The organism is Nocardia sp. NPDC051832, from assembly GCF_040681285.1.
In the GTDB taxonomy this organism is placed as follows: Bacteria; Actinomycetota; Actinomycetes; order Mycobacteriales; family Mycobacteriaceae; genus Nocardia.
Map to the genome: position 1 here is coordinate 133,396 of NZ_JBFAYL010000005.1, position 22,863 is coordinate 156,258.

The window sequence follows — 22,863 nt, forward strand, 5'->3', positions numbered from 1 at the left end:
TGGTGCGGGTTTCGACGCTCGACGCCGATGTCGAGCGGGCCGGAGGCGGCGATACGTACTCCGGTGATATCCCGGCGAATCCGCGCGAAACGGGGTGTGGCGCAGATCTCTACTTGGGCACGAGGATGCCGGTGAGGTCGGCCTTGTTGATGGGGGTGTCGGGGTTGGCCTGGGCGCCGCACATCAATTCGATCGCGGTGAGCGAGCGGTCGACGGTCTGGTCGTTCGGGACGTCGCCGCCCTGTTCCTGCTCCAGGAACTTCGCGACCGTGGTGCGCTGCTTGTCCTTGTCCTGCTTGGTGAATTCGCTGCACGGTGTTTCGCCGCCCTTGTTCACGGCCTTCTCGGCTTCGTCGCAACCCGCGGCGAACAGGGCGGCCGCGGCCAAACCGGCGACCGCCGCGGTGGTCAGGGTGCTGAACTTCATCGAATTCTCCTGTGGCTGAAGGGATCAGAATCCGGCCAGGCCGGAGGCGAGATCGGGGACATCGAGCGCTTCGAGCACTTCGTCACGCGTCTGCGGGCACGCGGCGCCGGTGGCCGTATCGACCACGGTCCGGTCCCGCACGATCAAGTCGTTCAGGCCGCCGTTGCGCAGCGCCCAGTTGTGCACCGTGCCGTTGAAACCGACCCGGGCCAGCACCGACCCCTGGGATTTCCATTCCCCGAGCTCGTCGCGGAACATTCCGCACAGCTGGTTCGCCGCTTCCGGGGTGATCTGATCGGGATTCGGGATCTGCGAACTGCGCGGCGTGGTCGAATTGAAGGTGATCGTGAATTTCGGCTGGGTGGGGGTGGCGGGGCCGACCGGAGTTTCGGAATCGCCACCGGGCAGGGTGTTCCCGCAGCCGGCGAGCAGAAACCCGCCCGCCGCAAGCAGCGAACACCAGAGGCGAACGTTCATCAGTGCCCGCGATCGTCGGAGGCGGCAGTTTCTTCCTTACGGACCCGGCGATGCTCGGCGAAAACGAGGAACGTGCCGACAGCCAGGCAGACAACAGTGGCGATGCCGCCGATGATCGCCCAGCCCGCGAATCCATAACCCGCGGCCGTCACCGTCAGCGCGAGGCCGACGATGCCCAGCATCACAAGCACTATTCCGGGCCAATTGCGCGTGTCCTCGAGCGTTTCACCGGCATGACTGCGGGTGGTGCGTTCATGATCCGGAAAATCTTGCTCGCCAACCATGCGGAAGCTCCTTTTCTGGCCGAACTGTCGAACAGGTGTGCTTTGGCAGCGATACCCGGGTTCGGCGCGATCAATCAGTGCCGGCCAGCACGCCCGGGACCGGGGCGGGCTCGAGCTGGTAGATCGCGTAGGCCGCGCGGATCACCGGTTCGGCCACATTGCGCACCCGGATGCCGCCGGGCGTGGTGCCGCGTTCGGTGCCCGCGTGCGCGTGCCCGTGCAGTGCCAGATCCACCTGGAATTCGTCGATCGGCTCGCCCAGCAGGTACGACCCGAGGAAGGCGTAGATCTCCGGCGGTTCACCGTGCAAGGTGTCACTGACCGGGGAGTAATGGGTGAGCACCACCGTCACATCGGTGTCCAGATCGGCCAGCGCGCTGCGCAGCGACTCGGCGACATCCACGGTGTGCCCGGCGAATTCGCGCATGAGACGTTCGCCGAAGATGCTGGCGCATTTGCCCGCGAAGCCGCCGCCGAAGCCCTTGCACCCGGCGATGCCCAGGGTGCGGCCGCCGATGTCGAGGGTGATCGAGGTGCCTTCGAGCACGGTGATGCCGTGGTCGCAGAGCAGGCGGGTGATCTCGTCCTGCTGGTCGCTGTGGTGGTCGTGGTTGCCCAGTACGGCGACCACCGGCAACCCCAGGTCGGCAACCTCACCGGCCACCACCCGCGCCTCGTCGAGGGTGCCGTGCCGGGTCAGATCCCCGGCCAGCAGCAGCGCATCCGCGCGCAGCGGCAGCTCGCGCAGCACCGGCCGGAGCTCGCCGGCCGATTCCGCGCCCAGATGTATATCCCCCACGGCCGCGATTCGCATGGGGCTCAGCTCCTTTCGGGCGCGGAGAGGTCTTCGGCGCCCTCGGGGGCGCAGGGCGGGGTGACATGGACATCGTTGTGCACGCGCGCCGTCGGCAGCTGCTCGCGGATCACCGTCTCCATGGCCTGTTTGCGTTCCACGCTGCTCACCTCGCCGCCCAGCACCACCACGTCACCGCGAATGGTGACGTGGATGCCGAGTTCGCAGGTGCGCGGATCCTCGGCGAGCGCGCGGCGCAGGTGCGCGACAAGGTATTGCGGTGTCTCCATCTACTCGGCTCCCTCGATGTGGTTGCCCCCGTTGCTGATTCCGGTGTCGGCGATCCCGAGGTCGGCGAGCAGGCCGAGAAAGGCGCGCGCGTACGGCGAATGCTCGGACTGCTGCCGCACGGCGCTCCAGTCGACCTGTTCGCGCAGATCCCGGGCGATGTGCAGGAGCGGGCTCAGGTCCAGCCGGTGCGCGTCGAAGACGAGCAGCTTGTCGACCATCAGATCGGTGCCGCTGACCACCGGCGCCCGGGTCGCGCCGATCCGCATCTCCTCGGCTCGATCCAGCAGGTCGTCGGTGACATCGCGGTTGTTGGGACGGAAGATCACGTCGATCAGGGTGTCGCCGTCGTAGACCTTGGTCAGCCAGTCCTCGGCGGGCTCGCACACCCGCAGCCCCTCCGCGGCCAGCGCCGCCACGGCCGCGCCGGTGTCCTCGGGTTTGACGAAGATATCGACGTCGTGATGGGTGATGGGCCCGCCCCGCGCATACACCGCGCAACCACCCGCCACCGCGAACCGGATATCGGTGCCGGACAGGGTGCTGACGGTGCGGGTCAGCGCGTGCAGCAATTCTTCGGTGGTCGGGACCATAGAGCGGTGGTACCCGGCGCTTTCCCGGTTAATCGCGGCCGAAATGGGTATCTGCGCCTTTACCCCTGGAGATCGAGCAGGGGAGGAGATTGTGGTGAGAGAGCACGGCGACCGAACCGGGGAGGACCGCTTCCCGCACGCCCGGTCCGAGACCGAAACAGAACGTCTCGACCGGAACTGGGAAAGCCTGATCCAGGAATTGCGGGTCGTGCAGACCGGCATACAGTTCTTGATCAGCGCGCTGCTCATCTTGCCGTTCCAATCGGGATTCGCGCATCTTTCAGGCCCCTTACGGGTGCTGTACCTGGTCACCGTGTCCACCGCGGTCGGAGCGACGGTGTTTCTGGTCGCGCCGGTGTCCTGGCATCGGATCCTGTTCCGGCGGCAGCGCATGGGCAACGTGGTCGCGGCGGCGCATCGGTGCGCCATGATCGGCGTGGCCCTGCTGGGCATCGCGCTCACCGGCGCGGTGGTGCTGGTCTTCGAGGTCGTCGTCGAAGCGGCATACGCGGGCGTGATTGCGGGCGCTGTCCTCGCACTCTTGTTTGTCGTCGCATGGCTGCTCACACCGTGGCGGTGGCGAGCGAACTCCGAGTCCGGCCCGGCTGAGTTGTCGGAGAAAGAGGGCTAGCGCTCGATTACGGCCGCAAGTATGCCGGGTGACGGCGGGGCCTAGCGTGCGTTGGCGACGGCGGGCATCGGGGCCGGGTGCAGGGGGGTCCTGCGGATTGGCGTGGCGCGTTCGTAGGTGGCGACGGTTTCGGTGGCGATGCGGTCCCAGGAGTAGCGCTCGTGCACGCGCTGTACGCCCGCCGCGCCCCAGGATTCGCGCCGCATCGGATCGTCGAGCAAGCCGCGGACCGCGCGCGCGAGGGTCGCGGGTTCCGGTGGGGCGACGAGTCTTCCGGTGACCTCGTCGACCACGGTGTCCAGCATCCCGCCGACCGCGGTGGCGACCACCGGGGTCCCGCAGGCCATGGCCTCCAGCGGAACCAGGCCGAACGGCTCGTACCAGGAGGTGCACAGCGTCACGTCGGCCGAGCGGTACAGGCGCGGCATCGTCGCGTGGGCGACCGGACCCAGCATTCGAAGTCGTTCCGCCACACCGTAATCGACGGCCAGGCGGCGCAGCCGGCGGGTTTCCGTGTCATCGGCGAGGTCGTCGCCGACAGCGCCGCCGGCGATCACCAGTTCGGTGTCCGGCAGTTCGGCGAGGGTGCGCACCGCGAGGTCGAATCCCTTGCGGCGCACCAGTCTTCCGACCGCGAGCACCCGGTGCGGTTGCCGGCGTGCGGCCGCGCCACCGTCGGGTGTGAACGTGGCGAGGTCGACCCCGCCGGGTACCACCGAGATCCGGAAGCGCGGCACACCCATCCGGGTCAACTCGGTGACCTCGTCGGTGCAGGTGGCCAGCACCTGGGTGGCGCGGGTGGCGATCAGCCGCTCGAACCGGATGCGCGGGCGCGGACTGGTGTCGGCCAAGCCGTGGAACCGCCGCTTCACCGTACCCAGCCCGTGGAAGGACACCACGACGGGCAGATCGTGGGAGCGGGCGGCCAATTCGGCGGCCAGCGCCGACATCCAGAAGTGCGCGTGCACCACCTCCGGCCGGCGCAGCGCCCAGTGCTTGCGCAGGAACGTCCCGAATTCGCCCAGGTGCGGCAGGATCTGGTCCCGCGGCAGCGGTCGCGGCGGCCCGGCGGGCACGTGCACCACGCGATAGCCCTCCCGGGCCGGGACCTCGGTGCGGGTGTGCGGGTCCTGCCGCCGGGTGTACACCGTGACCTCGTGCCCGGCCCGGACCAGCGCCGCCGCCAGCGCCGCGACCGCGACCGTGCGGCCGCTGGCGGCGCCGCCGGCGAGTTCGGTTAGCGGAGAAGCACATTCGGCCACCATCGCGATCTTCACGGCGGACTCCCATCAACGGCGCAGACGATCTGTGGCGGTTATGCCCAGTGAACTGCGGCGGCAAACCCGGGCATGCGCTGGGCAGCGGCGGGTGTGAGCGGCGTGGACGGGGGTAGGCGGGCAATGAAGCGTCCACAGCCCCGTAGGGACGCGACCAAGGAGAGAAGACCCATGACCACTGGACACGATCACGATGTCGTCGAACTGCTGCTGCACCAGCACACCGAGATCAAAGAACTGATTGCCCAGGTCGAAGGCGCGACCGGCGCGGAGAAGCGACCGCCGTTCGAGGACCTGGTCCGGCTGCTCGCCATTCACGAGGCCGCCGAGGAAGAGGTCGTGCACCCGACCTCGCGGCGCGCGCACGTCAGCGACAGCGTCGTCGACAGCAGGCTCGAAGAAGAGGAAGAGGCCAAACACGTGCTGGCCGAGCTCTACGACCTGGGCGTGCAGCATCCCGATTTCGACGCCAAGTTCCACGCGTTCGCCGAAGCGGTGATCGAGCACTCCCAACTCGAGGAGAAAGAGGAGTTCGGGCAGCTGCTGCAGGAGACCACCAAGGAGGAGCGGGCCGGGCTCGCCACCGCGGTCAAGGTCGCCGAGGCGGTCGCCCCGACCCGTCCGCATCCGGGCGCCGGGGAGTCGGCGCTGGCGAATCTGGCGGCCGGGCCGCCGCTGGCTCTGTTCGACCGGGTCCGCGACGCGGTACGCGATTGGCGGCACAAGACCAGCAGCTGAACGGTATTCAGCCGAGCACGTCGCCCAGCATCGCAACTGGCAGCGTCCGACGGCGGCCGTTCCGGCCTAGTTATTCGCATCTGGAAATATTCGGCAACTCCGGCCCGGCGAACTGCCGGGCCGGTTTTGTGTACAGAACAGAGCAGCCGTGCCAGACTTGGGAAAGGTTGAGACTACAGCCGACCCCGGTTCACAGCGACCGCCTCGATGGGGAGACGCTCGGTGCTAGGTCGGCGGGAGCAGTGCGATACGAGTTCCCAGAACGCGAACTCCCTCTGTCGCCGCTCACACCCCGCGGGCACGCCATAGCCGCTGCGAGCCGGAGATCCCCCCTGATTGTGGGAGGTTTGTCATGCCTATGGATGCAGTTGTGCTGCACCCCCTTACCGGTGCGCGCGTGTCTGCCAATAATGGCGCTACAACGCAAGATTCGTCCCCCCGGTTCCATCCCAGCCGGACCTGGGCGCAACGGGTCGACCGCCGCAGACGCAGCGTGGTGCTTCGGGTCGAAGGCGAGCTCGACGCCGCCGTCTACCCGCAATTCCGCGCCACCCTCGACGAGGCGATCGACGCCGGCGCCCCCACGGTGGTGATCGATCTGCGGGCCGCGCGGTTCCTGAGTCTGCGTGCCGCCGCCAGCCTCGGCGCGGTGCGGCAGCGGGCCGCCTGCAACGGGGTCGACCTCCGGATCGTGGCAGGACGGCCCGCCATCGAGCGCGCCTTCGAACTCACCGGAGTCCGGCCGATGTTCGGGTACTACTCCTCGATGCGGGCCGCCCTCGACGACTAGATGACGTTGGTCCCCGAACGTTCCGATCCACTCGCCCACACGCCCCGCGCGCCGCATACTGGCGCTGTGATGGAGAGTGGATCGGTTCATGAAACGGGGGCGGAATCCGAGGATGCCGTCGCGTTGAACCGTGTGATCGGCATGGGTAAGCCGCAAAGCGTCGGCAACTTCAAGTATTGGTTCGACGACGAGCGGTGGGAATGGTCCGACGAGGTGGCGGTGATGCACGGGTACCCGCCCGGCACCGTCACTCCGACAACCGACTTGCTGATGACCCACAAACATCCCGAGGACCGCGCGCAGGTGGCCAGCGCGCTGGCCAAGACCGTCGAGCACGGCGATCCGTTCTCCAGCCGCCACCGCATCATCGACACCGCCGGCACCGTGCATCACGTCATCGTGGTGGCCGACCGGATGGCCGACGACGACGGCGAGATAGTCGGCACCGCCGGCTACTACATCGACGTCACCGACACCCTCGAGGAACACCGTCAGGAAACCCTCGACGACACCCTGCCCGAGCTGTACGCGGCGCGCGCGGTGATCGAACAGGCCAAAGGCGCGCTCATGCTGGTCTACGGGATCACCCCGGAGCAGGCGTTCAAGGTCTTGAGCTGGCGGTCCCAGGAAACCAACGTCAAGTTGCGCGCCCTCGCCGCCCGCTTGGTCGCCGACATCGCCACGATGGTGCACTCGACAGTGCATATGCGCACCGAATTCGATCACCTGTTGCTCACCGCGCACGAGCGCATCGAGGCGGGCGACTGACCAGGATCGTGTTTGCCTACGCCCGCACCGGGTAAGCGGCACCGTGAGGAACGTCGCGGTTAGAGCATGGGGCTGTGCCCGGTGGCCGGACCGCGCAACCGGCGACGCGAACAAGGTGGTGATGGGCAATGGGGGAGTGGACTTCCCGATCCTCAACGAAGACGACGACGATCGGGGTGCGGTTACCCGCCCAGTTCGACCAGCTCACAATGCTGCGCGCCCTCGCTGAAACTGTCTCGCTCATAGCCGATTTCGCGCTCGACGAAGTCACCGACATCCGGCTCGCCCTGGACGAGGTGGCCACCTCGCTGATCATGGAGGCAGTGCCGGACTCCACCCTCGAATGCGAATTCACCTATGACGACCGCCAGATGTTCGTCCACGTCGGCTCGGTCGCGACCTCCGAGGCGGTGGTGGGGCAGGCCGGCTTCGGCTGGCATATCGTGCGGACCCTGACGGCATCCATTGCCGCCGTGCAGGAACCGTTCGACGCGGAGCTGGGCGGATTCCCGACGGCTGTCGATTTCAGCTGGGTGCGTGGGGTGGCTGATGACGGGTGAGTCGAGATCGCCCGGTGACAGCTACGACAATATCGAGCCGCTCTTCGAGAAGATCGCCGCCCTGGATCCGGCGGATCCGCGCCGGGAACCGATGCGGGAGGAGCTGATTCAGCGCTGCCTGCCGTTGGCGGAGCACATCGCGCGGAAGTTCTCCGGGCGCGGGGAAATCTTCGACGACCTCTTGCAGGTGGCACGACTGGGTTTGGTGCAGGCCGCGGACCGCTTCGATGTGAGCCGCGGTTCTTCTTTTCTGGCTTTCGCGGTCCCGACCATCATGGGCGAGGTGCGCCGGCACTTTCGCGACAACACCTGGGCGGTGCGAGTGCCGCGGCGGGTCAAGGAGATTCAGCTCAGCATCGGACCCACTATCGAGCGGATGTCGCAGCGGCTGGGCCGGGTGCCGCGGGCCCGGGAGATCGCCGCCGAACTCGACGTGGACCTGGTGGAGGTCACCCAGGCGCTGATCGCGGGCAACGCCTACCAGTCCCAGTCCATCGACGCGGTGGCCGGCGACGACATCGACAACGCCCCGCTGCCGCTGCTGGATAGCCTGGGCCAGGAGGAGCGGTCCTACCATCTCGTGGAGGACTTCATGGCGGTCAAACCGCTGATCGAGGACCTGCCCGAACGTGAACGCCAGGTCCTGATCATGCGGTTCTTCGAGAACAAGACCCAGACCCAGATCGCGGAGGTCCTGGGCGTCTCGCAGATGCACGTGTCGCGGATCCTGTCGAAAACCCTGACAGCCTTACGGGAACAAGCACTCCGTGACTAGGGCCCGCACGGCCGCGGAGCTACCGCGGTAACGGTGGCGGGCCGGGTACGGGCGGCAGCGGTGGCCGCGGATCATCCGGATTCGGGATCGGACTCGGGTCCGGCGGCAGCGGCGGAACCGGATTCGGTTCCGGGAACGGATCGGGGCCGGGTACCGGCGGCACCGGGTCCGGCTCCGGAATCGGTGGCTGCGTCAGGCCGGGCCCGTCGAACGGCGTATCGGTCATGGTTTCCGGGTACCCACCCCCTGAAGCGCAAACCGCGGCGAAAAACTCAGCTAACTGTCGGCGCCCGGTTTGCCGCGCTTTCCCATCGGGTACTAGATAAGGAATCGAACCACCGCTCAGGGCGCTAAGGAGGGTCGTCATGGACCGCCAGCGACGTCCAGTCGCCCGGAATCCGCATCCCGGACCCGGCGATTCGCGACCGCTGAAACCCGCACAGCAAATCAATTCCCCCGCCGAGAAGCCGGACCGCGCCGACCGCACCCTCGTCACCCGCAACCACGATGTCATCCGCCGCTGGGCCGAACAGCGCGGTGCGCGCCCCGCCACCACTCCGTTCAGTGAAGACAACGGACGACTAGGCAACCTCCGCTTCGACTTCCCCGGTTACGGCGGCGCGATCCTGCAGCCGGTCGAATGGGAGAAGTGGTTCGACACCTTCGACGCCCGGCACTGCAGCTTCCTGTATCAGGAGAAGCGCTCCGACGGCACCCCGAGCAACTTCAATCGCCTGGAGCACCCACACGACGAGTGGTAGAAAACGCTCACCCGAACCACCTTTCGAGGGGCGGGGCCTGTGATCACACCGATCGCGGGCCCCGCTTTGCTGTCCCTGGAGTGCGCCGCCCCAGCCTCGACTGCCGGCGTGGCGGGCGATCGTCCGAGTTCCAGACCCGCTGCGCCGGAAGCGCTTGCGGCCGTGGCGATTCCGCGGGGTCACGTGTCCGCGTTGCTACCCTGTCACCGCGCGGTGCGAGCCGCATTCCCGAGTTGCCCGAATTGTGTCGAACCTCACCGTCGACTTGCATTTGGAGCGGGTAAAGGCGAAGGGTTGGGGATAGCCAGCGGCTAACCCACCCTCCGATGAGGGGTTTACCGAACGGTTGGTTCGGGTAACCCGGAGGTTGGCACGTTGCTCGAAGGCGGAATGTCGCGTCGGTATGGGGATGCGAAAGTTCCGTACTGCACGCGGGTCCGCTCTGGCAAGGGATGAGGACCTTTTGTGAGTGAGCTTGCGAACGAACCGGTAGTAGAGCCACCTTTGGTGGTCATGCCGGAGCCGAGCGACAGCGAGGCGCAGGTATGAGCACCAACTTGATGATCGTTGACGAGGACGAGAACGTCAGGGGCGAATTGCGCCTGGCGATGGAGGACGAAGGCTACGACGTTTCCGAGGCGCAAGAGGCTGAGGACGCATTGTCCTATCTGCGCAGCAAGGGCGCACCGGATGTGATGATCGTCGAGCTGATGCTCGGCGACATGGATGGCTTCGACTGCATCCGCGAGATTCGCCGCGAGCACGACGTGCCGATCATCGTGATCAGCTCGCGCGACGACACCCACGACGTGGTGGCCGCCCTGGAGGCCGGCGCCGACGACTTCGTCACCAAGCCGTTCGAGATCAAGGAGATCTCGGCCCGCATGCGCGCCCTGCGCCGCCGGGCCCGGCTGACCGCCGAGCGGGACGTGCCGAAGGAGATCGTGCTCGACGCGCACCCGGCGGCGCCGCTGGTGCTGACCCCCGATTCCGGCGCGATCCGCCGCGGCGCCGAGGAAATCCACCTCACCATCACCGAGTTCCGGCTGCTGTGTGAGCTGGCCGAGACGCCGGGACGGGTGCTCTCGCGCGCCCTGCTGCTCGAACGCGTCTGGGACGACGGCTTTTTCGGCGACGAACGCATCGTCGATGTCCACATCCGCCGGTTGCGCACGAAAATCGAGCGCGACCCCTCCGACGCCCGCATCGTGGTGACGGTGCGCGGGCTCGGTTACCGCCTGGATCTGCAGCACTGAATTTCCGAAACATTTTGTGACGAGGCTTATTCGGCATGCCCTTTTACCAGGCGTTGTGATCTCTTCGTAATACAACCGCAAAGAGTTCGACAAGTTCACCGCAAAGTTCAGTCGTAAGGCTGTGTAAGTACTACAGACCCGCAAGAGGGAGATGTATGTCCACACCAACCTTGCCCACGCTCGACGACAGCAGCATTGCTGAAATCGACCGGCTCGCCGCACCGGTTATGCGCGCTCCGCGCGTCGGTGACGCCGCGCAGATCTGGCGAATCGCCAAGGATTCGCAAGTGCTCGACACCAATTCGAGCTACGCCTACCTGCTGTGGTGTCGCGATTTCACCGGTACCTCGGTGGTCGCCGAAGTCGACGGCCGCGTAGTGGGGTTCGTCATCGGATACCTGCGGCCGGAAGCGCCCGACACGGTATTCGTGTGGCAGGTGGCCGTCGAGCAGGCCCAGCAGGGCCTCGGCACCGGCACCGCATTGATTCAGCATTTGCTCGACACCGTTGCCCCGCACGGGGTTTCGGTTCTGGAGACGACCATCGCACCGGACAACCCGGGTTCCATCGCGATGTTCAGCTCGGTGGCGCGTCGTCGTGGTGCGCAGCTCACCAAGGCTCCACTGTTCGATCCGGAGTTGTTCCCGGACAGCCACGAAGCCGAAGAGCTCTACCGGATTTCCCCGATTGATCTGTCTGTCAGCAAGCAGGAGGCCCGAAAGTGATCACCGCCGAGACGACCATCTTCGAAGAGCTGGAATCCAACGTCCGCGGCTACTGCCGCTCCTGGCCCACGGTGTTCACCACCGCGAAGGGCAGCTGGCTCCGCGACGAGGACGGCAAGGAATTCCTCGACTTCTTCGCCGGCGCCGGTGCGCTGAACTACGGCCACAACAACGACATCCTCAAGCAGCCGCTGCTGGACTACATCGCCGGTGACGGCATCACCCACGGCCTGGACATGTCGACCGCCGCCAAGCGCAAGCTGCTCGCGACCATGCGCGACACCATCCTGCAGCCGCGTGGCTTGGACTACAAGGTCCAGTTCCCCGGCCCGACGGGCGCCAACGCCGTCGAGGCGGCGCTCAAGCTGGCCCGCAAGGTGACCGGGCGCGAGACCGTGCTCAGCTTCACCAACGCCTTCCACGGCATGACGCTCGGCGCGCTGTCGGTCACCGGCAACGCGGCCAAGCGCGCGGGCGCCGGCGTGCCGCTGGTGCACGCCGCCCACATGCCCTACGACGGCTACTTCGACAACACCACCCAGGATTTCCAATGGATGGAGCGGGTGCTCGACGACTCGTCCTCGGGCTTCGACCGCCCGGCCGCGGTGATCGTGGAGACGGTGCAGGGCGAGGGCGGCGTGAATGTCGCACGCCCGGAATGGCTCCGGCATCTGGCGGGGCTGTGCGCGGCCCGCGAGATCCTGCTGATCGTCGACGACGTGCAGATGGGGTGCGGCCGCACCGGCCCGTTCTTCTCCTTCGAGGTCGCGGGCATCACCCCGGACATCGTGACGCTGTCCAAGTCGATCGGCGGCTACGGTCTGCCGATGGCGCTGGTGCTGTTCAAGCCCGAGCACGACGTCTGGTCGCCGGGCGAGCACAACGGCACCTTCCGCGGCAACAACCCGGCCTTCATCACCGCCGAGGCGGCGCTGGCGCACTACTGGGCCGATGACACCTTGCAGCAGGCCACTGCGGCCAAGGGCGCGCGGATCGGCGAGGCGCTCGGTCAGGTCGCGGAGTACTTCCCGGGTCTGTCGGTCCGCGGTCGCGGCCTGGTGCAGGGCATCGCCTTCGACGATCCGTCGCAGGCCGGCAAGGTGACCCAGGTCGCCTTCGAACGCGGGCTGCTGGTGGAGACCTCCGGCTCCAGCGACGAGGTGGTGAAGTTGCTGCCGCCGCTGACGATCACCGACGAGGAACTCGATCTCGGCCTGCACCTGCTCACCGGCGCCATCGACACGGTGTGCACCGGCTGGCAGCGCCTGCACCACATGGACAAGGGAGCGTAAGCAGTGATCGTTCGGACCACCGCGGAGATCACCGGCACCGAGCGCGATGTCGCCGACGAGGGCTGGCGCAGCAAGCGCATCATCCTCGGCGGCGACGGGGTCGGGTTCTCCTTCCACGAGACCACCATCGAGGCCGGCACCACCCACGTCTTCCACTACCAGAACCACGTCGAAGCGGTGTGGCTGGTCGAGGGCGAGGGCACGCTGACCGACCTCGACAACAACGTCACCTATCCACTGGGGCCGGGCTCGATGTATCTGCTCGACGGGCACGAGAAGCATCGCCTGGAGACGCGGACGCGGATGCGCATGTTGTGCGTGTTCAATCCGCCGGTCACCGGCCAGGAGGTGCACGACGAGAACGGCGTCTACCCACTGGTGGCCGTCGCGAATATGTGAGGGAGGTAGCGAATGGTGTTGCAGCACACCGTTGATACGAGCCTGCTGGATCGCTACCCCACCCGCACGGGTGGGCCGCGCCAGCACGTGGAGCGGGTCGATCCCACGGTGTGGGGTCAGATCGGCACCGAGGCCCTGTCCACCTTCGGGACCGACGGGTACGCCGTGCTCGACGATCTGCTCAGCCCCGCCGAAGTGGCCGAGTTCAGCGCCGAGATCGCCCGTCTGGCCACCGATCCCGCGCTCGCGGACGACGATCGGGTGATCCGGGAGCGCGCCGCGGTCCGGTCGGGGGTCGGCGCGCACACGCTGCACTCCGGACGGGTTCGGTCGGTGTTCGAGGTGCACAAGCTCAGCGCGGCGGTGGCGGATCTGGTGCGGCAGTCCAGAATCGCGGGACCGGCTCGGGAAGTGCTCGGTTCAGAGGTCTACCTGCATCAAACCCGGGTCAACTACATGCCCGGGTTCCGCGGCAACGGCTTCTACTGGCACTCCGATTTCGAGACCTGGCATGCCGAGGACGGTATGCCGGCGCCGCGGGCGGTGAGCCTGTCGATCGCGTTGACCGACAACTATCCGGTCAACGGCAGCCTGATGGTGATGCCCGGCTCGCACCGCACCTTCGTGCCGTGCCAGGGCAGCACCCCCGCCGAGCACTACCGGGAGTCGTTGCAGGAGCAGGAGATCGGCGTGCCGAGCACCTCGGATATCGCCGTGCTGGCTGAGCGGCACGGGATCACGCAGTTCACCGGCCGGGCGGGATCGGCGCTGCTGTTCGACTCCAACATCATGCACGGCTCGTCCAACAACATCACGCCGTTCCCGCGGTCGAACATCTTCCTGGTGTTCAACAGCGTGGAGAACGCCCTGGTGGAGCCGTTCGCGGCGCCCAACCGGCGGCCGGAATACATTGCCGCACGGGACTACACGCCGGTGTAGGCCCGCCTGATCTCCCGGTGCGAACCGGGAGCCGAACTCCACTGTCTCGCGTGCGCCTCGGTCGTCGGGGCGAGAGGCGCACGCGGGCAGTGGACCGGAATTCGGCCTGCCGAAGCCGCTCTCACGCGTAGATGTCCAGCGTGACCGTCAGGGTGGCGAGCCGGGTATCCAACCGTAGATCTGTCACGCGCCGTTGCAGGTCCGCGCGCACCGACGGTGTCAGCAGCGCCCAGATTTCGCCGAGCTGGGCTTGGGTGTCGACGTCCGCCTCGGCCAGGATCCGCAGCAGCGCCGGCCAGATCCGCACCTCGGTGGCCGCGCCGGGCACCGCGAGCAAGGTCGGATCGGTCAATTCGATGACCTGCCTGGCGATTCGGCGCTGCACCTCGAAATCGGTGCGTTCGATCCAGCACAGCAGCCCGCGCCAGAGGGCCGGCTCGTCCGCGCCTTCCAGCGCCTGCACCAGCGCCGCCATCCGAACCTGATCGCCCACGATCGGGTTCGCGGCCAGACTGTCCAAGGCCGAGGGACGCAGGTTCCCGACGAAGCGCAACAGCTCCGGGATCGCCCCCGCCTCGATGACCGTGCCGATCAACGTGGTGATGGCCGCGGTGGACCCGAACTCGAACATGAGCTCGCCGACCGCCCCGACCACATCGCTGTCGCAGCGCGCGAACACCGACAGCGCCGCGAGCTGCAACTCCGGCGAGCCGTCCAGCACCGTCGCCACCATCTGCGGGATCCGGTGGGACCGCCCGTGCAGCAGTTGCCGCATGACGCCGCTGAGGTTCGCACCGGAATACGCGTAGGCCGCCGATCGGATCAGGCCCTCGTCGTCGGCGACGCCCGCCTCGATGGCCCGGATGAGCGACGGGGTGGCGTAGGCGAGGAACGGGCCCGCGGTGACGTAGTCGCCGCGGCGCAGGACCTCGTTGGTGATCCGCACGATCGGCTCCGGCGGGGCGACGTCGGCGAGCTGCCCGACGGTGTGCGGGTCCAGATACGGCGCGCAATCCGCCGCGTATCCGGGCTCCAGCATCCACACGGCATCCGCCGCTTTTTTCGGATATTTCACACCTACCGCGCCGGCCGCGCGCCCGGTCATCATCGGCGGAACCAGCTTCTGCACCAACGGGATCGAGATGCTCAGCGGGATGATCGGCACCAGCTTGCTGATGCGCTCGAAGGTCGCGGCATGCTGGGCGAAAATTACCGCTGCCATGCGCTGTTGCAGCTCGTGCAGGGCTTCGGCGCCGAGGCGCTCGAGGTGCGCGAGACGTTCGACGGGCACGTGCAGCGTCCGCGCCAGCAGCACCAGTTGGGCTTGGGTGACCAGATCCGTCATCAGCGCAGCCGATTGCCGAACATGATCTTCTTCGCCGGCGTGCGCAGCGGCCAGGGCAGGGTGCCGATGACGCTGTCCACGGAGTCGTTGAGCATCGCCGCCTCGACCCGGCGCGCCGATCGGAAAGTCATCAGTAATTCCCGTATTTCAGGCTCGGAGAGCAGGTCGAGGGCGGATAGCGGGCCCCCCAATTCGCGTTCCAGCTCGGCTCTGGCGGTCATCGTTCTCCCGTTCTGCACACCCGCGCGAACAGCATTGCGCGCGCGGGTTTCTCGAGTTGTAACCCGAGGATTACACGATCATATTCTGCCGGGATGTGCAGAGTGCTGGGATGATTCGCGGCCGGAAGGACGTCGACGCGTCAGCGGCAATCATCGAGCAAAGAAATCGGCTCTTGACCTAGGTGTTACCGGTGAGTACAAATACGTGAAACATGCCGATCTGTCTGCAACTTTGGGTCGGCAGAGGAGAAAAGCACGCCATTGGTTACCGATGTCATCACTGTCGAGCTCGAATACGGGGTCGATCGCATGGCGATGTGGGATCTGCTGCTGGAGCCGCAGACCTACACGCGAATGTTTACCGGTATCGGAGCCGCCGAGCGCGAAGAAACTTCAGAAACGCAAGTGATTCTGTTGATTCGTGCGAGCACCTCCGGTACGGAAATCACCGTACCGCCAATCCATCTCGTTGTCGCGCGGGAGCGCGAATTACTCGAATTGCAGTGCCCGAGCACGGGAAGTTTCGTCGCAGTCCGACTGCGTAACACTGTCGACGCCGGATCGGAGCGGGCGAAGACGCGGGTGAGTGTCACGGTTTTCGGCGCCGGCCGTGTCCTGCGATACGGCGGCCGGCCAGGTGCGGCCGAACCGGACAACGCGGCCGTAGTCGCCTGGGTGCGTGCGGGTTTGACGCGGATCGCCGAAGTCATTCAAGGCGCGCCCACCTCGGTCCTGATCAACGGCGAGACCGCAGCGTCCAAGAGCGCCGCGACCCGGTTGCAGGTCGGCATCGCCCGGCAGTTGGTCACCACCGGCGTGGTGCGCAGCTACCGATTCGACCGGGGCCTCAAACAGCTGGGCGGACTGGCGAAGTGGGGTTTCAACCTGGCCGGTGGATACGCCGCCGCGGCGGCCTACACCCCCAAGCGGCTCGGCCTGATCGACCCCGACGTCGCCTACACCTTCACCGAGGTGCACCAGCGCACCCACCAGCTCGCCGCCGCCCTGGGCACCCTCGGATTCGGGGCGCGCACCAGCATCGGCCTGCTCGCCCGCAACAGCGCTCCGATGGTCGAATGCATGGTCGCCGCAGGCAAATTGGGTGTCGACACGGTGCTGTTGAACACGGGACTGTCGGCGGGCCAGATCGAGGAGGTGGTGCTCCGCCACGGGCTGGCGGCGATCTTCCGCGACGACGAATACGACCACCTGCTCAAATACGTCTCGCCGACCATCCCGCGCTACTCCACCTCGCCGCCGCGGCCGGACGGCCCGCTGAACCTCGACGACCTGATGGGCCTGGACGCGCCGTCGTTCGCCCGGCCGCCGCAGCCGGGCCGGCTGATCGTGCTCACCTCCGGCACCAGCGGCACCCCGAAAAGCGCGCGCCGCCCGCACCCCAAGGGGTTCGGCACGGTGGCCGCGCTGCTGTCGCGGATCCCGTTCCGGATGGACGAGACCATGCTGGTGCCCGCGCCGCTGTTCCACACCTGGGGGCTGGCGGCCTTGCAGATCAGCACCCCGATCCGGGCGAGCGTGGTGCTGCCGGAGCGCTTCGACGCCGAGGACACCCTGCGCCTGATCGAACAGCATCGGGTGAGCGCGCTGGTGGTGGTGCCGGTGATGATCAACCGGATTCTCGACCTGCCGCCGCACGTGCTCGCGCACTACGACCGCTCCAGCCTGCGCATCGTCGCCAGTTGCGGTGCGCCGCTCGCCGGTTCGACGGTGGAGCGGTTCCAGCAGACCTTCGGCGACACCCTCTACAACGTCTACGGGTCCACCGAGGTGTCCTGGGCGACCATCGCCGATCCGGCCGACCTGCGGGCCGCGCCGACCACCGCCGGGCGGCCGCCGCTGGGCACCAAGGTGGCGATCCTGGACAACGACTTCCGGCCGGTGCCGCGCGGGGTGACCGGCCGCATCTTCGTCAACAACCACATGCTGTTCGACGGATACACCGACGCGACCCCGCCCGCCGAAGCCGAGGGCATGCTCGATACCGGAGACCTCGGCTACATCGACGCCGACGGACTGGTGTTCGTGGCCGGGCGCGACGACGAGATGATCATTTCCGGCGGCGAGAACGTCTTCCCGCGGCCGGTGGAGGAGGCCCTGTCGCATCTGCCGCAAGTGAGCGAGGTAGCCGTGGTGGGTGTACCGGATCGGGAGTACGGGCAGCGGCTCGCGGCGTTCGTGGTGACCCGGCCCGGGTTCGGGCTGGACCGGGAGATGGTGCGCACCTACATCCGCCATCGCCTCAGCAGATTCTCGGTGCCCCGGGATGTGACCTTCCTGGACGCGCTGCCGCGCAACGCCACCGGAAAGATCTTGAAACGGACACTCGTCCAACCCAGTTGACCGCTTGACCAGCAAAAGCCGACCCATCCGTCCGATCCGCCGAACCGAATAACCGTGGTGCTCGGGACCTCCCCGAGCCGAGCTCATGCTCGAACAACAAGGTTCGGAAAGGCTCTACATGAAAATCCGTGCACTCGGCGTCGGTGTCGCGGTCACCGGCATCCTCGTCGCGATGTCGGGCACTGCGCACGCCGACCACGAGATGACCCTCGTGGCGGGCAAGCCCGGTGAGGCGCCGGCCAAGATCTGCGCCGGAGCGGGCATGAAGCAGGCCGGCTTCACCGCACAGAACACCGAGGCCCCCGTCAAGCTGCTGCAGGACCAGAAGGTCAGCAGCGCCTACGTCGGTTCCCTCAACGAGGTCGAGGCCGACTTCGTGCTGCGGGACAACGGTGTGGTCGCGCCGTACATCCAGCAGATCAACGACACCTCGCACGCGCTGTGCCTGAAGTCCGACACCACCGCCCCGGCCAAGTCCGGCAACTGAGCTAGCCCCGGCTAGCGAACGACGATGCGTTGCAGCGCGTTCAGGTCTTTCTCCAACATACGGAACAGCCAGTAGATGGCGAGGAAGGCCAGCGCGCTGCCTACGCACAACACCCGGATGGCGAGGATTACCGAGCCGATGTCGTCGACCGGAATGAACGTGGCCCCGGCGACTCCGAGCAGCGGAACCGCCGCGGCAATCGCCAGAAAATAGGTGCTGCGGCGGTCCAGCTGTTCGAGCCGGCGCGGGTCGTCCCCGCCGACGCCGCCGTGCGGCAGGAACATCGGATACAGGCAGCGCACCGCGTAGAAGCTCACCAGGAAGTACGGATACGCCATCGCGATCGCGCCGCACACGATCTGCGTGAGGAAGAAGTGCGCGTAGTCGGCCGCGCCGAGCTGATTGCCGCTCAGCTGCACCGACAGCGGGACCACGACACCCGCCAGCGCCCACAACGCGAAACAGGTGAGCACGTTGCGGGTGCCCAGCCGGAGCGTGTCGGCCCGCACCTTCGCCAGCGCGGGCGCGTCGAAGGACTGGCCGCGCCGCAGTGCGCGCGCCGTCGACCACAGGCGCATCAGCAAGAGATTCGTGACGAGGAATCCGACCAGGAAACACAGCCCGTAGGTGGTCAGCGCGATCTGATCGAACCGATGCTGGGCCTGCTCGTCGAACTTGCCGATGATCAGCGTGCGATTGTGGTGGTAGCTGTACCAGATCGCCAGGGCATTCGGAATCGCGATGGCGCAGGCCATGATCGGATGCATCAGCGCACGCGCGCGGATTCGCGGGCTGCGCGGCGGCGGGTCCACCAGATCGCGGGCGCGCGCGTCCAGACTGACCTCGAGTTGCTGCGCCATCTCGGCGCCGTTGGCCCAGCGCCGTCTTGGTTCGGGTTCCAGCGCGCGAGCCAGGGCGCGGCGCAAGGAGGCTGGACAATCCTCGGGCAGATTCTCGTACGGCAGTGCCTCCGGGCTGGCTTCGCGCCGTTCCAGCATGCCGTCGAGCGTGGTGCGGTCGCCGCCGGTCACGCCGTCGTCGGCGAACGGCTTGGTGCCCGTGAGCAGTTCCCACAGCACCACCGCCAGCGCGAACAGATCGCTGCGCACATCCAGGTCGGCGGCGGTCTGCGGCTTGTCCGGGTGCACCGCCGCCAGTTGCTCCGGTGACATGTACGCCAGTGAACCGCCGAAATACGCGACCGGACTGTCCCCGGACACCGAGCCGCTGAAGCTGATGTTGAAATCCGCCAGCTTCGGCACGCCCTCCGCCGTCAGCAGCACATTCGCCGGCTTGATATCGCGATGCAGGACGCCGCGGTGATCGGCGTAATCCAGGGCCTCGGCCAGCCGGCGCCCCAGCCAGGCAATGGTTTCCGGCCAGGACAACCGCGCCAGCTCGGCCCGCACCGGCGACTCCCCGGGCCGGATCTCACCCTTGTCCGCCAGCACGCCGTCGATGACCTCCAGCAGCAGTGCGCCGGACCGCTGCGCGGGGGCGGTCTTGCGCACCCGTTCCAGCACGGTGAACAGCGTCCCGCCCGGCACATACTGCATGTACAGCAGCCGCAGCCCGCGCTCCTCCAGGATCCGCTGATCGAAAACCCGCACGATGTAGTCGTGATCCAGCTGCGCCAGCGTCTGCGGTTCGGAACTCTTGTCCTGCGAGATCTTCACCGCCACCAGCCGCTGCATCGACCGCTGCCGCGCCAGGAACACCCGCGCGAACGCGCCCCGGCCCAGCGCCGTCATCAGATCGAAGTCGTCGATGCGCTGCCCGGCCTCGATATCGTCGAGCCGCGCGGGTTCGGCGGCCACCGACATCAGCGTGCTGTGATAGTCGTCGGTGGCCAGCATCTCCGAAAGCTGCGCTGCCTGAGCGGGATACGTGGCGGTGTACTCCGCCGCCTCGACCTCGCTACCGGCCTGCTTGCGGACGTGGAACTCCTCATAGATCAAATCCGGCGGCAACGGCCAGCTGCTGAGCTCCGGCAACTCCGCCGCATAGTCGGCCAGCCGCTTGGGCTCCTGCCCCCGCCGCCACCGATTCGCCAGATCAACCTTGATCAACTCGATCAGCGAAACCCGCCGAATAGCAGGCGACTCCGGCAAATACGCGGGAATCTCCGGCGGCGCCTCAGCCTCCTGCCACGCCTCAGCAAACCGCGCCACCACCTCAGCCACCCCGATACCGGGCGAACGGCCCGCTGCAACCGTCGCCCCCGAAACCACCGGAGCCGGATGCGCCATGGCTGAATCGTAGCGCCGGCCGCCGACAGCAGTAGCCCAACAACAGCAGATGCGACCAGCCGCGCGCTCCATGAGGCACAAATACATCACTGAGGCGGCTGATACGGCCTTCCAGCCGGTTGCCCTTCACCACCGGTTGCTGACCCAGTGCCTTTGACGAGGCGTTTCTGGGCTGTTGGCCTACTGCCTCTGGCGAGGCGTTTCTGGGCTGTTGGCCCGCTGCCCTTGGCGGAGGCATTCCCGGGCCGTTGGCCTACCGCCCTCGGCGAGACATTTCCGGGCTGTTGGCCCACTGCCCCTGGCGAGGTGTTCCCGTGCTGCTGGCCTACAGCACCTCGTGGGGCGTTTCCGGGCTGTTGGCCAACCGCGCTCTGGTGCGGCCGTTTCCGGGTCGCTGGCCTACTGCCCTTGGTGGGGTGTTCCGAGCTGCTGCCCCCACGGGCCCTGCTGCGGCGAGACGGGCTGCTGTCCCCATTGCTGTCCCGGCTGTGACGAGGGCGGCTGCTGGCCGCCCCATTGCGCGGGCGGTTGTGCCGGGGGCGTAGCGCCACTAGCCTTCGCCGCCGCGATCACTGCCAGGACGAGTGCGGCCAAGTTCGCGAGAACGCTCAGTACGAGCACCAGCAGGGGGGCCGATGCAATGCCGAAGAAGCGTCCGTAGGCAAGGATCGGGGTCAACCCAGTCGCGAACAGCATGCCCGAGGCGGCCGAGCAAGCCACCGCGGCGGCGGGCGCGCGCACTCCGATCAGCAACATGATTGCGGATCCGAACGCGGCGAGGCAGACCAGATAGAAGGGAGCGTCGTACCAGAAGTCCTCGTGGAAGAAGTCCATCCGCCCCCAGACCACCCGCTCCACGATCGCCAGGATCGTCGCTACCAGCAGCAGCCCACCCGCCACCCGCCCGAGCGCTGCGCCCGGCCGGGCCGGCTGCGGCGGGTACCCAGGCCGCTGCTGCCCGTACGGCGCGGGATACCCCGGAGCGCCTTGTCCCGGCTGCGGAACGCCCTGCCCCGCACCCTGATACGGGGCATTGGCTGGATACTGCGGACTGGGCTGCCCGCCGCTTTGATACGAAACCGGCAGGCCCTGCTGCTGACCCGCTCCCGCAAAGGAGCCCTGCGGCCCAATGTTCCCCGGTACGGGGTACGCACCATGCGGTGCCGGTTGGCCTGTGGCTTGGTGGGAGCTCTGCGGTGCTGGTTGGCCCGCGGCTTGGTAGGAGTCCTGCGGAACCTGCCCTCCGGCCTGATATGGATCCGGCAGCACCAAGCCGCCGTCCTGCGGAGGTTGCGGCTGGTTCTGCTGATGCTGCTGCCCCGCAGCATTATTCGCATCATGCGGCGCAGGACCGAACCCCTGCTGTGCTTGCTGCTGACTCGGGTTCGTCACGAACAATCCTCCCCGGGCAGCCGACCGAGCCGCCCCTGTAGTCGATACAGCCCAGAACCCTAGGCCACTCCGGACAGGACTGCCGGGCCGACGCTTTCGGACCAGGTTGGCGGTGACCCAGCCTTGGTGACAGCTCGGTCTGTGTAGTCACACATTGGCCGCCCGCACTCGCACACCGGGCACCGCCACCGAACGCAGGTTCGGTCCTGCGGTGGCTCAAGGGAGTCGAGTAAGTCTTGAACTGCCCCGCAGAGCTTCCGGTTCGGCACGCTCGCTGACCGATACCAGACATCGCAGGTGAGAGCCGACCACTGACCTCACCACTTCGAGACAGCACCTAGCTGAGTGCGTGAAAGATCTTCAACCACTGGCTGGGAGCGACGAAGCCCACCGGCTGGTCCAACGGAACTCCCGCGCTCGCACAGGCCTTACGGACGATGCGGGCCGGAAACTCCTGGCCCAGTGACGCCGCCAGCGACCCGCCGACACCGGAGAATCCGAGTTCCACCAGTCGCCGGTAGGTCGGCAGCGCGGCGTGGTGGAGCAGTGGCCGCGAACGGACGCGGAGATGCAGCACGGCCGCGTCGACCTGTGGGACCGGATGGAAGCGATGCCGGTCGACTCGCGGTCCTAATTCCATTGCGACACACGGCCAATGCTTGATCGCGAGTTTGGTCCAGCGGCCGTAGTCGCCGGTGTGTTTGCGCGCGAACTCCTCCTGTACCAGCAGTGTCGCCGAGGTCAGGTGCTGGGCCGCGAGGCACCAGCGCACGATGTCGGTGGTGCTCGCGAACGGGATGTTGGCGACCACGGCGAAGGGTTCGCTGGGGGCCGACATAGCCCGGAAATCGCTGTGGTAGCAGCGGATTCGCTTGTTGTCCGCGTAGCGGCGGCGGAGGCGGGCGGCGTAGTGGCCGTCGAGTTCGTAGGCCAGGACGCGGTCGGCGGCGCCGAGCAACTGCCGAGTCAGCATGCCGTCGCCGGGGGCCCTATACAGAAAGAGTTACGGCCCCCGGGAAACCGGACCGCGGAGCC

27 protein-coding genes are annotated in these 22,863 nt (G+C 67.2%); 14 read left to right on the forward strand and 13 right to left on the reverse strand.

Annotated features, from left to right (window positions below; translation table 11 throughout):
- Positions 1-109: 109 nt before the first annotated feature.
- The 6 genes from AB0M14_RS30205 to AB0M14_RS30230 all read right to left on the reverse strand — a co-directional run bounded on the left by AB0M14_RS30205 (position 110) and on the right by AB0M14_RS30230 (position 2,862).
- Positions 110-427 carry a hypothetical protein gene (locus tag AB0M14_RS30205; RefSeq protein ID WP_365000854.1) on the reverse strand — a complete coding sequence of 106 codons (318 nt, stop codon included), beginning with the start codon at positions 425-427 and terminating at the stop codon, positions 110-112.
- Between the two features lie 24 nt (positions 428-451).
- Positions 452-904: a hypothetical protein gene (locus tag AB0M14_RS30210; protein WP_365000857.1), complete on the reverse strand. Its 453-nt coding sequence runs from the start codon at positions 902-904 to the stop codon at positions 452-454.
- On the reverse strand, positions 904-1,188 hold the full coding sequence (locus AB0M14_RS30215) for a hypothetical protein (RefSeq protein WP_365000860.1): 285 nt from the start codon (positions 1,186-1,188) through the stop codon (positions 904-906). Before AB0M14_RS30215 ends, AB0M14_RS30210 begins: the two co-directional genes overlap by 1 nt.
- A gap of 70 nt (positions 1,189-1,258) precedes the next feature.
- The gene (locus tag AB0M14_RS30220) at positions 1,259-2,002 is read right to left on the reverse strand and encodes a metallophosphoesterase (protein ID WP_365000863.1); all 744 of its coding nucleotides are present in this window, start codon (positions 2,000-2,002) and stop codon (positions 1,259-1,261) included.
- Positions 2,003-2,007: 5 nt separating this feature from the next.
- A complete protein-coding gene (locus AB0M14_RS30225; protein ID WP_365000866.1) occupies positions 2,008-2,271 on the reverse strand; it encodes a BON domain-containing protein in 264 nt (87 codons plus the stop codon).
- Positions 2,272-2,862, reverse strand: a complete 591-nt coding sequence (locus AB0M14_RS30230; protein WP_365000869.1) for a hypothetical protein — start codon at positions 2,860-2,862, stop codon at positions 2,272-2,274.
- 94 nt (positions 2,863-2,956) lie between these two features.
- Here AB0M14_RS30230 and AB0M14_RS30235 point away from each other — a divergent pair, with 94 nt between their 5' ends.
- On the forward strand, positions 2,957-3,493 hold the full coding sequence (locus AB0M14_RS30235; protein WP_365000872.1) for a DUF6328 family protein: 537 nt from the start codon (positions 2,957-2,959) through the stop codon (positions 3,491-3,493).
- A 41-nt stretch (positions 3,494-3,534) separates the two neighbouring features.
- Here AB0M14_RS30235 and AB0M14_RS30240 read toward each other — a convergent pair whose 3' ends face one another.
- Entirely contained in the window at positions 3,535-4,770 is a 1,236-nt protein-coding gene (locus AB0M14_RS30240; RefSeq protein ID WP_365000875.1) for a glycosyltransferase, read from the reverse strand.
- Between the two features lie 171 nt (positions 4,771-4,941).
- Here AB0M14_RS30240 and AB0M14_RS30245 point away from each other — a divergent pair, with 171 nt between their 5' ends.
- The 5 genes from AB0M14_RS30245 to AB0M14_RS30265 all read left to right on the forward strand — a co-directional run bounded on the left by AB0M14_RS30245 (position 4,942) and on the right by AB0M14_RS30265 (position 8,401).
- A complete protein-coding gene (locus tag AB0M14_RS30245) occupies positions 4,942-5,508 on the forward strand; it encodes a hemerythrin domain-containing protein (RefSeq protein WP_365000877.1) in 567 nt (188 codons plus the stop codon).
- Positions 5,509-5,905: 397 nt separating this feature from the next.
- The gene (locus AB0M14_RS30250; RefSeq protein WP_365000880.1) at positions 5,906-6,298 is read left to right on the forward strand and encodes an STAS domain-containing protein; all 393 of its coding nucleotides are present in this window, start codon (positions 5,906-5,908) and stop codon (positions 6,296-6,298) included.
- A gap of 141 nt (positions 6,299-6,439) precedes the next feature.
- Positions 6,440-7,066, forward strand: coding sequence for a PAS and ANTAR domain-containing protein (locus AB0M14_RS30255; RefSeq protein WP_365002001.1), 627 nt, complete (start codon positions 6,440-6,442; stop codon positions 7,064-7,066).
- Positions 7,067-7,194: 128 nt separating this feature from the next.
- Positions 7,195-7,626, forward strand: coding sequence for an anti-sigma factor (locus AB0M14_RS30260; RefSeq protein WP_365000883.1), 432 nt, complete (start codon positions 7,195-7,197; stop codon positions 7,624-7,626).
- Positions 7,616-8,401: an RNA polymerase sigma factor SigF gene (locus tag AB0M14_RS30265; RefSeq protein WP_365000885.1), complete on the forward strand. Its 786-nt coding sequence runs from the start codon at positions 7,616-7,618 to the stop codon at positions 8,399-8,401. Before AB0M14_RS30260 ends, AB0M14_RS30265 begins: the two co-directional genes overlap by 11 nt.
- 19 nt (positions 8,402-8,420) lie before the next feature.
- Here AB0M14_RS30265 and AB0M14_RS30270 read toward each other — a convergent pair whose 3' ends face one another.
- Positions 8,421-8,627 carry a hypothetical protein gene (locus AB0M14_RS30270; RefSeq protein ID WP_365000887.1) on the reverse strand — a complete coding sequence of 69 codons (207 nt, stop codon included), beginning with the start codon at positions 8,625-8,627 and terminating at the stop codon, positions 8,421-8,423.
- A gap of 139 nt (positions 8,628-8,766) precedes the next feature.
- Between AB0M14_RS30270 and AB0M14_RS30275 the strand changes: the two genes are divergently transcribed.
- The 6 genes from AB0M14_RS30275 to thpD all read left to right on the forward strand — a co-directional run bounded on the left by AB0M14_RS30275 (position 8,767) and on the right by thpD (position 13,773).
- A complete protein-coding gene (locus AB0M14_RS30275; protein WP_365000890.1) occupies positions 8,767-9,162 on the forward strand; it encodes a hypothetical protein in 396 nt (131 codons plus the stop codon).
- Positions 9,163-9,707: 545 nt separating this feature from the next.
- Complete coding sequence (locus AB0M14_RS30280) at positions 9,708-10,418, forward strand: response regulator transcription factor (protein ID WP_365000894.1); 711 nt, start codon at positions 9,708-9,710, stop codon at positions 10,416-10,418.
- 227 nt (positions 10,419-10,645) lie between these two features.
- Positions 10,646-11,143: a diaminobutyrate acetyltransferase gene (gene ectA / locus AB0M14_RS30285; protein ID WP_365002003.1), complete on the forward strand. Its 498-nt coding sequence runs from the start codon at positions 10,646-10,648 to the stop codon at positions 11,141-11,143.
- Positions 11,140-12,435: a diaminobutyrate--2-oxoglutarate transaminase gene (ectB, locus tag AB0M14_RS30290; protein WP_365000897.1), complete on the forward strand. Its 1,296-nt coding sequence runs from the start codon at positions 11,140-11,142 to the stop codon at positions 12,433-12,435. The genes ectA and ectB overlap by 4 nt, the downstream gene beginning before the upstream one ends.
- A 3-nt stretch (positions 12,436-12,438) precedes the next feature.
- Positions 12,439-12,834 carry an ectoine synthase gene (locus AB0M14_RS30295; protein WP_365000900.1) on the forward strand — a complete coding sequence of 132 codons (396 nt, stop codon included), beginning with the start codon at positions 12,439-12,441 and terminating at the stop codon, positions 12,832-12,834.
- Between the two features lie 12 nt (positions 12,835-12,846).
- On the forward strand, positions 12,847-13,773 hold the full coding sequence (gene thpD / locus AB0M14_RS30300) for an ectoine hydroxylase (protein WP_365000902.1): 927 nt from the start codon (positions 12,847-12,849) through the stop codon (positions 13,771-13,773).
- Positions 13,774-13,894: 121 nt separating this feature from the next.
- Here the strand turns inward: thpD and AB0M14_RS30305 are convergent, their stop codons facing one another.
- Both AB0M14_RS30305 and AB0M14_RS30310 read right to left on the reverse strand, forming a co-directional pair.
- Positions 13,895-15,118 carry a hypothetical protein gene (locus AB0M14_RS30305; protein ID WP_365000905.1) on the reverse strand — a complete coding sequence of 408 codons (1,224 nt, stop codon included), beginning with the start codon at positions 15,116-15,118 and terminating at the stop codon, positions 13,895-13,897.
- Positions 15,118-15,339 carry a hypothetical protein gene (locus AB0M14_RS30310; RefSeq protein ID WP_365000908.1) on the reverse strand — a complete coding sequence of 74 codons (222 nt, stop codon included), beginning with the start codon at positions 15,337-15,339 and terminating at the stop codon, positions 15,118-15,120. The genes AB0M14_RS30305 and AB0M14_RS30310 overlap by 1 nt, the downstream gene beginning before the upstream one ends.
- A gap of 309 nt (positions 15,340-15,648) precedes the next feature.
- Here AB0M14_RS30310 and AB0M14_RS30315 point away from each other — a divergent pair, with 309 nt between their 5' ends.
- Positions 15,649-17,700 carry an AMP-binding protein gene (locus AB0M14_RS30315; protein ID WP_365002006.1) on the forward strand — a complete coding sequence of 684 codons (2,052 nt, stop codon included), beginning with the start codon at positions 15,649-15,651 and terminating at the stop codon, positions 17,698-17,700.
- Positions 17,701-17,818: 118 nt separating this feature from the next.
- Complete coding sequence (locus AB0M14_RS30320) at positions 17,819-18,187, forward strand: hypothetical protein (protein ID WP_365000911.1); 369 nt, start codon at positions 17,819-17,821, stop codon at positions 18,185-18,187.
- Between the two features lie 11 nt (positions 18,188-18,198).
- Here AB0M14_RS30320 and AB0M14_RS30325 read toward each other — a convergent pair whose 3' ends face one another.
- From AB0M14_RS30325 to AB0M14_RS30335, 3 genes are all read right to left on the reverse strand, one after another.
- Positions 18,199-20,436 (reverse strand): serine/threonine-protein kinase, encoded by a 2,238-nt coding sequence (locus tag AB0M14_RS30325; RefSeq protein ID WP_365000914.1) that lies wholly within the window; start codon positions 20,434-20,436, stop codon positions 18,199-18,201.
- Between the two features lie 399 nt (positions 20,437-20,835).
- Positions 20,836-21,336, reverse strand: coding sequence for a hypothetical protein (locus AB0M14_RS30330; protein WP_365000917.1), 501 nt, complete (start codon positions 21,334-21,336; stop codon positions 20,836-20,838).
- Between the two features lie 829 nt (positions 21,337-22,165).
- On the reverse strand, positions 22,166-22,825 hold the full coding sequence (locus AB0M14_RS30335) for an rRNA adenine N(6)-methyltransferase family protein (RefSeq protein WP_365002009.1): 660 nt from the start codon (positions 22,823-22,825) through the stop codon (positions 22,166-22,168).
- Positions 22,826-22,863: the final 38 nt, after the last annotated feature.

Coding starts and splice junctions, on each gene's coding strand:
- AB0M14_RS30320 (WP_365000911.1), top strand. CDS start 17,819: ATGAAAATCCGTGCACTCGGCGTCGGTGTCGCGGTCACCGGCATCCTC.
- AB0M14_RS30260 (WP_365000883.1), top strand. CDS start 7,195: ATGGGGGAGTGGACTTCCCGATCCTCAACGAAGACGACGACGATCGGG.
- AB0M14_RS30275 (WP_365000890.1), top strand. CDS start 8,767: ATGGACCGCCAGCGACGTCCAGTCGCCCGGAATCCGCATCCCGGACCC.
- AB0M14_RS30315 (WP_365002006.1), top strand. CDS start 15,649: ATGGCGATGTGGGATCTGCTGCTGGAGCCGCAGACCTACACGCGAATG.
- AB0M14_RS30205 (WP_365000854.1), bottom strand. CDS start 427: ATGAAGTTCAGCACCCTGACCACCGCGGCGGTCGCCGGTTTGGCCGCG.
- AB0M14_RS30225 (WP_365000866.1), bottom strand. CDS start 2,271: ATGGAGACACCGCAATACCTTGTCGCGCACCTGCGCCGCGCGCTCGCC.
- AB0M14_RS30270 (WP_365000887.1), bottom strand. CDS start 8,627: ATGACCGATACGCCGTTCGACGGGCCCGGCCTGACGCAGCCACCGATT.
- AB0M14_RS30265 (WP_365000885.1), top strand. CDS start 7,616: ATGACGGGTGAGTCGAGATCGCCCGGTGACAGCTACGACAATATCGAG.
- AB0M14_RS30220 (WP_365000863.1), bottom strand. CDS start 2,002: ATGCGAATCGCGGCCGTGGGGGATATACATCTGGGCGCGGAATCGGCC.
- AB0M14_RS30230 (WP_365000869.1), bottom strand. CDS start 2,862: ATGGTCCCGACCACCGAAGAATTGCTGCACGCGCTGACCCGCACCGTC.
- AB0M14_RS30280 (WP_365000894.1), top strand. CDS start 9,708: ATGAGCACCAACTTGATGATCGTTGACGAGGACGAGAACGTCAGGGGC.
- AB0M14_RS30305 (WP_365000905.1), bottom strand. CDS start 15,118: ATGACGGATCTGGTCACCCAAGCCCAACTGGTGCTGCTGGCGCGGACG.
- AB0M14_RS30255 (WP_365002001.1), top strand. CDS start 6,440: ATGGGTAAGCCGCAAAGCGTCGGCAACTTCAAGTATTGGTTCGACGAC.
- AB0M14_RS30210 (WP_365000857.1), bottom strand. CDS start 904: ATGAACGTTCGCCTCTGGTGTTCGCTGCTTGCGGCGGGCGGGTTTCTG.
- AB0M14_RS30310 (WP_365000908.1), bottom strand. CDS start 15,339: ATGACCGCCAGAGCCGAGCTGGAACGCGAATTGGGGGGCCCGCTATCC.
- AB0M14_RS30325 (WP_365000914.1), bottom strand. CDS start 20,436: ATGGCGCATCCGGCTCCGGTGGTTTCGGGGGCGACGGTTGCAGCGGGC.
- thpD (WP_365000902.1), top strand. CDS start 12,847: ATGGTGTTGCAGCACACCGTTGATACGAGCCTGCTGGATCGCTACCCC.
- ectA (WP_365002003.1), top strand. CDS start 10,646: ATGCGCGCTCCGCGCGTCGGTGACGCCGCGCAGATCTGGCGAATCGCC.
- AB0M14_RS30215 (WP_365000860.1), bottom strand. CDS start 1,188: ATGGTTGGCGAGCAAGATTTTCCGGATCATGAACGCACCACCCGCAGT.
- AB0M14_RS30245 (WP_365000877.1), top strand. CDS start 4,942: ATGACCACTGGACACGATCACGATGTCGTCGAACTGCTGCTGCACCAG.